Origin of the sequence: Streptomyces sp. NPDC057654 (genome assembly GCF_042800135.1) — a bacterium.
In the GTDB taxonomy this organism is placed as follows: domain Bacteria; phylum Actinomycetota; class Actinomycetes; order Streptomycetales; family Streptomycetaceae; genus Streptomyces.
The window spans coordinates 1-7,131 of the sequence record NZ_JBHVHQ010000423.1 but is presented as its reverse complement, the minus strand read 5'-3'; the positions used below and the strand labels follow the sequence as shown (position 1 = coordinate 7,131).

Sequence of the window (7,131 nt, the reverse complement as noted above, 5' to 3'; positions counted from 1 at the left end):
CGACCGTGGTGACCAGGCCGGGGGCGTCGCCCGACTCGTCGAGGGCGAGGGTGGCGATGCTGTCGTGGCCGCGGTTGGCAACCCACATGAAGCGGCCGTCCGCCGCGACGGCCACCTCGGAGGGGAAGTTGACGGCGTCGGTGTCCTGGGGCGCGACCGGCGTCGTGCCGATCGGCGTGAGCTCGCCGCTCTCCGCGTCCCAACGGCAGGTCGTGAGCGTCGAGTCCAGCTCGTTGACGATGTACGCGCGGTGGCCGCGCGGATGGAAGGCGAGGTGCCGGGGGCCGCTGCCCGCCCACAGCCGCGTCTCGTGGTGCACGACGGGCCGGCCGCCGGGCACGTCGAGGGCGTAGATCCACACCGAGTCGGTGCCCAGGTCCACGCCGAGCGCCCAGCGGCCGGACGGATCGGGGTGCACGCCGTGCGCGTGCGGACCGCGCTGCCGGTCGGGCTCCGGTCCGCTGCCCTCGTGCTGGAGCACCGCGACGGGCGCGCCGAGCCGCCCGTCGGCCGCTGCCGGGAGCGCGCTGACGCTGCCCGAGCGGTAGTTGGCGGTCAGCAGATGACCGAGGGCGAGCGCGAGGTGGGTGGGCGCGGCACCGCCTACCGGCACCGGCTCCCCGAGCGGCACGGGGCGGACCGGATCGGCGAGGGAGAGCGCGACAGCCGCGCCGTCGTCGGTCTGGCTCACCGCGTAGAGCACGTCACCGCCGGGCGAGAGCGCGAGGTAGGAGGGGTTCTCGACAGCGTCGGTGGAGTGCACGGCCGTCAGCGCGCCCGTCTCGGGGTGGACGTCGGCGACGGTGATGCCGAGGCCGCCGCCCGTGCTGAACGATCCGATGTACGCCCGCTGTTCCGTGCCGCCCACTGTGCCGCCTTCCGCCGCTTCTTCTGTTCCGACGGTCTGTCCGTGTCCAGCACGGTCCGGACCGGTCTGCACCGGTCCGCGCCCGCCTTCGTATCCGCTGGTCAAGTCCCGTCTCCGTGAGGGCAGACGCTAACAGGGCGGCCGGGCGGAGCCCATACGCGCCGTGGCGGGGGCGCGTATGGGACGGGTGCGCGCTCAGGCCTCCGCGTACGGCGCGCGGGGGCTGCCGCGCAGCGGCGCGGCCAGGGAGGCGAGGGCGGCCTCCAGGTCGTGGAGGTGCGCGAGGGCCCGTTCGGCGCCGGGGTGGTGAGGTGCGCCGCTCGCCGGAGCGGCCTGGGAGTCGGCCCAGGAGGCCGGGGCGACGAGGCTTCGTACGGCGGCTTCGACGCGCTGGCAGGCGGCGGTCAGCCGGGCGTCGTGCGAGGCGTCGGGGTCGGCGGCCACGGCGGCGAGGCCGCGCACCTGACGGGCGCAGTCGTCGAGCGCGGCCATGACCTGCCGGGCCCGGCCCTTGCGGGCCCGCAGCGGGCTGAGCGGGTGGAGCAGCGGGGCGAGGGAGACGCGGACGCGGCCGAGGAGCAGTTCCAGTTCGGCGACGCGCGGCGCCGGGTCGGCGGCCTCGTCGCCCGCGAGCCGCCGGGCGGCGTCCGCCGCGCAGTGCCGTACGCACAGCAGGGCGCGCTGGATCCAGGCGTCGGTGGCGGTGTGGGTGGTGACGGGCAGCACCACGGCGACGGCCAGGGCCGCGCCGAGGGCACCGACGGCGGTCTGTTCGAACCGGAGGGTGAGCAGCCCGGGGTGGAGCACGCCGAGGAGTCCGTAGAGCAGCCCGGCCATGACCGTCACGAAGAAGATCATCCAGCTGTACGAGGGGCCCGCGCTGTAGAAGAGGCCGAAGACGCAGACGGCGACGAGGACGGCGGTGGGCGCGGGCGCGCCGTGCAGGGGCACGGCGACGAGCAGGCCGACGGCGATGCCGGTGACGGTGCCCACGACGCGGCGGAAGCCCCGTACCAGGGTCTCGCCGCGCGAGGCGGTGTTGACGAAGATCCACCAGGTGGTGCCGACGGCCCAGTACCAGCGGTCGTCGGAGACGAGCCGCCCGACGGCCAGTGCGAGGCCGCAGGCCACGGCGGCCTGGACCGCCTGGCGCGTGGTGTGCCGGGCGAGGCCGCGCGCGGGCAGCGGGGCGGGGACGGCCTGCGGCGGGGTGCGGCGCTCGATGGGCCAGACCCCGAAGCGGACGAGGGCAGCGCACGCGACGGCGAGCGCCACGGAGGCGTAGATCTGCGGCAGTTGGTCCGGCACCGCGTGCAGGAACTGCGTCGCGAAGAACATCATGAAGCCGAATATCCCGAGCGCGTGGCCGCGCGGGCCCCAGCGGCGGGCGTAGACGCCGCAGAAGACGATGGCGAGGAACGAGGCGTCGCGGGCCAGGGGGTGGTCGTGCAGCGCGGCGGCCAGCGCGAGGACGGGGAAGCCGGCCGCCGAGAGCAGGGCGGTGGTGACGGCCTGGCGGCGCACGCTGGAGTCGCCGACGGTGAAGAGCGCGAGCAGCGCGGCGAGGCCGGCGGCGACGGCCGCGGTGAGCGAGTGGCCCAGGAGGTAGGAGACGGCGACGGCCAGGCCGATGCCGAGCACGGCACGGGCCGACGTACGCAGCCGCAGCAGCTCCGGGTCCGGGGCCACGAGCATCCTCTTGAGCACAGCCTGCCGCTCCTTCAACGCTGTCGGGGGACGTCCGCCGTCGTGGGGACACGCGCGGGCACGAAAAAGGCGCCGCGGGATCCGCAGCGCCGTTGACAGGATCATCAAAACATCGAGAGGGCCTTTGGCTCAAGGAAGGACGCCGAGACTGGGCCATTGGCACAGTCGGGGGCGGCTGGAAGGCGGGCGCGGGGAGGCCAGTGGACCAGCCGGGTCCGTACGGCGGCCAGGACGCCCCTTGGGGCTCCATGGGCCATATGACTGGCCCTATTGGTTTTCGACGGGTCGGCCGTTTTACCGTCGGGGCATCGCCACACTGACGTTCCGCGTGCGAAGTGTCAGAGCATCCAGCCGGAACGCCGGTGTGCGCGCTCCGTACCCTCTTGGGCCCCGCGCGGGCCCGCACCCTCGGAGAGACACCATGTCGAAGATCCTTTTCGTTGTGACCGGCGCCGACCACTGGACGCTGGCCGACGGCGCCCAGCACCCGACCGGCTTCTGGGCCGAGGAGGCCGTCGCCCCCTACGAGGCGTTCAAGGCGGCGGGCCACGAGGTCGTCGTCGCCACGCCGGGCGGCGTCATGCCGACCGTCGACCAGGGCAGCCTGGCTCCCGAGGCCAACGGCGGGCAGGAGGGCGCCGACCGCGTCGCCGCGTCCCTCGCCTCCTTCACCGAGCTGCGCCGGCCTCTCGCACTGGCCGACGTGGACCTCGCCGACTACGCCGCCGTCTTCTACCCCGGCGGCCACGGCCCCATGGAGGACCTGGCCGTGGACGCCGACTCCGGCGCGCTGCTCATCGCGGCCCTGGAGTCCGGGACGCCGCTCGGCGTGGTGTGCCACGCCCCGGCCGCGCTGCTCGCCGCCACGGGAGCGGACGGCTCCAACGCGTTCGCCGGCTACCGGCTGACGGGTTTCACCAACGCCGAGGAGCGCCAGGCCGGGCTCGCGGACCGGGCGAAGTGGCTGCTCCAGGACCGGCTCACGGAGATCGGCGCCGACTTCCGGGAGGGCGAGCCATGGGCCCCGTACGTGGTCGTCGACCGCACGCTGGTCACCGGCCAGAACCCGGCCTCCTCCGCCCCGCTCGCCGCCGAGCTCCTGAAGAAGCTGGCCTGAGCATGCCCTCCGGCCGGCTCCCCGAGGTGCTCGACGCCGCGTACGAGTGCCTCACCAGGTACGGCGTGCGGCGCACCACGATGGACGACATCGCCTCCGCCATGGGCGTGTCCCGGTCGGCGGTCTACCAGTACGTCCGCGGCAAGGACGACGCCTTCCGCAAGCTCGCCGAGCGGCTGCACGCCGAGGCGCTCGCGCGGGCGCGGCAGGCGGCGGCCGCCGAGGACGCCCCGGGCGCGGAGCGCATCCGCGGCGTCCTGGCCGTCAAGCTCGGCCTGGTTCGCCGCCTGTCCCGGGACTCCCCGCACGCGGCCGAACTCCTCGACGAGAAGGCGCGCGGGTTCGGCGACGTGTGCCACGGCTTCACCGGCGGGATCAACGGGCTGCTGACCGAGCTGTTCGCCGAGGCGGGGACCGCGGCCGGGACGGATCCGGCCGAGGCCGCCCGGATCTGCGTCGCCCTCGTCATCGGCCTGGAGTCCGCGCCCGACGCCGAGCGGCTCTTCGATCCCGCCGTGGACGCGCTGCTGACCGGCCTCTTGGGCGTGCCGGTGAGCTCCGCCGCGCGCCCGCACCACCTGCCCCTCCCCTCCCCCAGGAAATGACTGTGCCTACCCAGATCACTGAGACCACTGAGACCGATCAGGCCACTGAGACCGCTGCCGAGTTCACCGCCGAGGACGCCGCGGCGCTCGTCGGGCGGCTGCGCGCCGCCTTCCGTACGGGCCGTACCAAGCCGCTCGACTGGCGCGTGCGGCAGCTCACCCGGCTGCGCGACCTGCTCACCGAGAACCGCGAGGCGATAGCCGACGCCGTCCACGCGGATCTGCACAAGCCGCACGCCGAGACGTACGCCGCCGAGGTCGACTTCACGGTGCGGGAGATCGACCACACCCTGGAGAACCTGCCGGAGTGGCTGAGCCCGCAGCCGCTCGCGGCCGGCGCCCTGACGGGGCTGCCCGACGGTTCGACGGCGGGCACGCGGTACGAGCCGCTCGGCACGGTCCTGGTGATCGCGCCGTGGAACTACCCCGTCCAACTGCTGCTCGCGCCGCTCGCGGGCGCGCTGGCGGCGGGCAACGCGGTGCTCCTCAAGCCGAGCGAGGTCACCCCGGCCACTTCCGCGGCGATGGCCGCCCTGGTGCCGCGGTATCTGGACCCGGACGCCGTCGCCGTCGTGGAGGGCGGCGTGCCGGAGACCACCGCGCTGCTCGCCCAGCGGTACGACCACATCTTCTACACCGGCAACGGCGCCGTCGGCCGCATCGTGATGCGGGCCGCCGCCGAGCACCTGACGCCCGTCACCCTCGAACTGGGCGGCAAGTCGCCGGTGTTCGTGGACCGGGACCTCGATGCGGCGACTGTCGCGGCCGTCGCGGCGCGCCTGGCCGGGGCCAAGTTCCGCAACGCCGGACAGACGTGCGTCGCCCCCGACTACGTCCTGACCGACCCCAAGACCGCTCCCGCGCTCGTGCGAGCGCTCGGCGAGGCCGTGGCGGAGCTGTTCGGCGCGGACCCGCAGTCCTCGCCCGCGTACGGGCGCATCGTCAACCAGCGGCACTTCGACCGGGTCGCCGCCCTGCTCGGCTCCGGGACGACGGCCTTCGGCGGGCGGACCGACCGGGACGACCTCTACATCGAGCCGACGGCGCTCACCGGGGTACGGCCCGACGAGCCGGTGATGCTGGAGGAGATCTTCGGTCCGGTGCTGCCGGTCCTGACCGTCTCCGGTCTCGACGAGGCGATCGAGTTCATCAACGACCGTGACAAGCCGCTCGCGCTGTACGGCTTCACCGAGGACGACACCACCCGGCGGCGGCTCGCCGACGAGACGTCCTCCGGCGGGCTCGGCTTCGGGCTGCCGATGGCCCATCTGCGCGTATCGGAGCTGCCGTTCGGCGGCGTCGGCGAGAGCGGCCTCGGCAGCTACCACGGCCCGTACTCCATCGCCACGTTCAGCCACCGCAAGGCCCGTCTGGACGTGCCGCTCGGCTGACGGACGTCGGCCCCCGGCCGCGGAAGCCGCCACTTCATCATGAGGTGCCGGCTTCCACGGCGCCGATGGCGGGCTATCAGCCACGACGGTCCGACGGCTGAGCCATTGGTACAGTCCTCGGACCGTTTCACCGACCATTCGGAGGCGTGCCCCATGGCCGTGGACGAGCTCGACGCGAAGATCCTCCGGCTGCTCCTGGAGCAGCCGCGCACCAGCGTGCGGGAGTACGCGCGCACGCTCGGCATCGCGCGCGGCACGCTTCAGGCGCGGCTGGACCGCATGGAGCGGGACGGGGTGATCACGACGTACGCGCCCCGGCTGTCCCCGGCCGCCCTCGGCCACCCCGTGCTCGCCTTCGTCCACATCGAGGTCACCCAGGGGCGGCTCAACGACGTGGGGGACGCGCTCGCGGGCGTTCCGGAGATCATCGAGGCGTTCTCGACGACGGGCGGCGGCGATCTGCTGACGCGTGTCGTGGCCCGCGACGCCGCGCACCTGGAGGACGTCATCCAGCGGCTGATCCAGCTGCCCGGCGTGGTGCGGACGAGCACCGAGGTGGCGTTGCGCGAGCGGGTGCCGCACCGGATGCTGCCGCTCGTGGACGCCGTCGGACGCGCGGGCCGCCGTCCCGCGTGATCGCGGGCTTGGCATCCTGGGGAGTATGAGCACTGCCCAGAACACCTCGGTCATCTTCGATCTCGACGGAACGCTCGTGGACAGCGAGCCGAACTATTACGAAGCGGGGCGGCGGGTCCTCGCCCAGTACGGCGTGACCGACTTCAGCTGGGAGCAGCACACCCGCTTCATCGGCATCGGCACCCGCGAGACGCTGACGGCGCTGCGCCGCGAGTACGGGATCGACGCGCCGGTCGAGGAGCTGCTCGCCGCGAAGAACCGCGCGTATCTGGAGCTGGCCGGGGCGCGTACCGAGGTCTTCCCCGAGATGCGCGACTTCGTGAAGCGGCTGTACGCGGCCGGGGTGCCCATGACGGTGGCGTCCGGCTCCTCCCGCGCGGCGATCGGCGCGGTGCTGGCGGCCACCGGGCTCGACGCGCAGCTGACGACCTACGTGTCGGCGGAAGAGGTGGCCGCCGGGAAGCCCGAGCCGGACATCTTCCTGGAGGCGGCCCGGCGGCTGGGGGCCGCGCCCGCCGACTGCGTGGTCCTGGAGGACGCGCCGCCCGGAGCCGAGGCCGCGCACCGCGCCGGGATGCGCTGTATCGCCGTCCCGTACGTACCGGGCACGGCCGGGGACCCGGCGTTCCGGAGTGCGGGGCTGCTCTTCGCGGGCGGGCAGTCGGATTTCAGCGCCCAGGCCGCGTACGACTGGACGGTCCGGCCGACGCCCACCTCCTGACGGCCACGGCCCTCCCGGCCACCACGACTCCTGACCACCACGGCTCTTGACGACCGCGGCTTTTGACGACCGCAACCTTTGACGAC

At 74.0% G+C, this 7,131-nt stretch carries 7 protein-coding genes; 5 read left to right on the top strand and 2 right to left on the bottom strand.

Translation table 11 applies throughout. The annotated features are described in order from the left end of the window. On the bottom strand, positions 1-868 hold an 868-nt coding region (locus tag ACFU99_RS26515; protein WP_384396323.1), incomplete at its 3' end, for a lactonase family protein. Positions 869-1,063: 195 nt separating this feature from the next. Further along, positions 1,064-2,563, bottom strand: coding sequence for an FUSC family protein (locus ACFU99_RS26510; protein WP_384396320.1), 1,500 nt, complete (start codon positions 2,561-2,563; stop codon positions 1,064-1,066). A gap of 433 nt (positions 2,564-2,996) precedes the next feature. On the opposite strand from ACFU99_RS26510, the gene ACFU99_RS26505 reads away from it, so the two are divergent. The 5 genes from ACFU99_RS26505 (at position 2,997) to ACFU99_RS26485 (ending at position 7,045) form a co-directional block, all read left to right on the top strand. Next, entirely contained in the window at positions 2,997-3,692 is a 696-nt protein-coding gene (locus tag ACFU99_RS26505) for a type 1 glutamine amidotransferase domain-containing protein (protein ID WP_384396315.1), read from the top strand. Positions 3,693-3,694: 2 nt separating this feature from the next. Continuing rightward, the gene (locus ACFU99_RS26500) at positions 3,695-4,297 is read left to right on the top strand and encodes a TetR/AcrR family transcriptional regulator (protein WP_384396312.1); all 603 of its coding nucleotides are present in this window, start codon (positions 3,695-3,697) and stop codon (positions 4,295-4,297) included. A gap of 14 nt (positions 4,298-4,311) precedes the next feature. Further along, positions 4,312-5,688 carry an aldehyde dehydrogenase family protein gene (locus tag ACFU99_RS26495; RefSeq protein ID WP_384396318.1) on the top strand — a complete coding sequence of 459 codons (1,377 nt, stop codon included), beginning with the start codon at positions 4,312-4,314 and terminating at the stop codon, positions 5,686-5,688. 153 nt (positions 5,689-5,841) lie between these two features. Beyond that, positions 5,842-6,324, top strand: coding sequence for an Lrp/AsnC family transcriptional regulator (locus ACFU99_RS26490; protein ID WP_384396310.1), 483 nt, complete (start codon positions 5,842-5,844; stop codon positions 6,322-6,324). Between the two features lie 25 nt (positions 6,325-6,349). Then, entirely contained in the window at positions 6,350-7,045 is a 696-nt protein-coding gene (locus ACFU99_RS26485; RefSeq protein WP_384396307.1) for an HAD family hydrolase, read from the top strand. Positions 7,046-7,131 lie beyond the last annotated feature (86 nt).

Coding starts and splice junctions, on each gene's coding strand:
- ACFU99_RS26490 (WP_384396310.1), top strand. CDS start 5,842: ATGGCCGTGGACGAGCTCGACGCGAAGATCCTCCGGCTGCTCCTGGAG.
- ACFU99_RS26510 (WP_384396320.1), bottom strand. CDS start 2,563: ATGCTCGTGGCCCCGGACCCGGAGCTGCTGCGGCTGCGTACGTCGGCC.
- ACFU99_RS26485 (WP_384396307.1), top strand. CDS start 6,350: ATGAGCACTGCCCAGAACACCTCGGTCATCTTCGATCTCGACGGAACG.
- ACFU99_RS26500 (WP_384396312.1), top strand. CDS start 3,695: ATGCCCTCCGGCCGGCTCCCCGAGGTGCTCGACGCCGCGTACGAGTGC.
- ACFU99_RS26505 (WP_384396315.1), top strand. CDS start 2,997: ATGTCGAAGATCCTTTTCGTTGTGACCGGCGCCGACCACTGGACGCTG.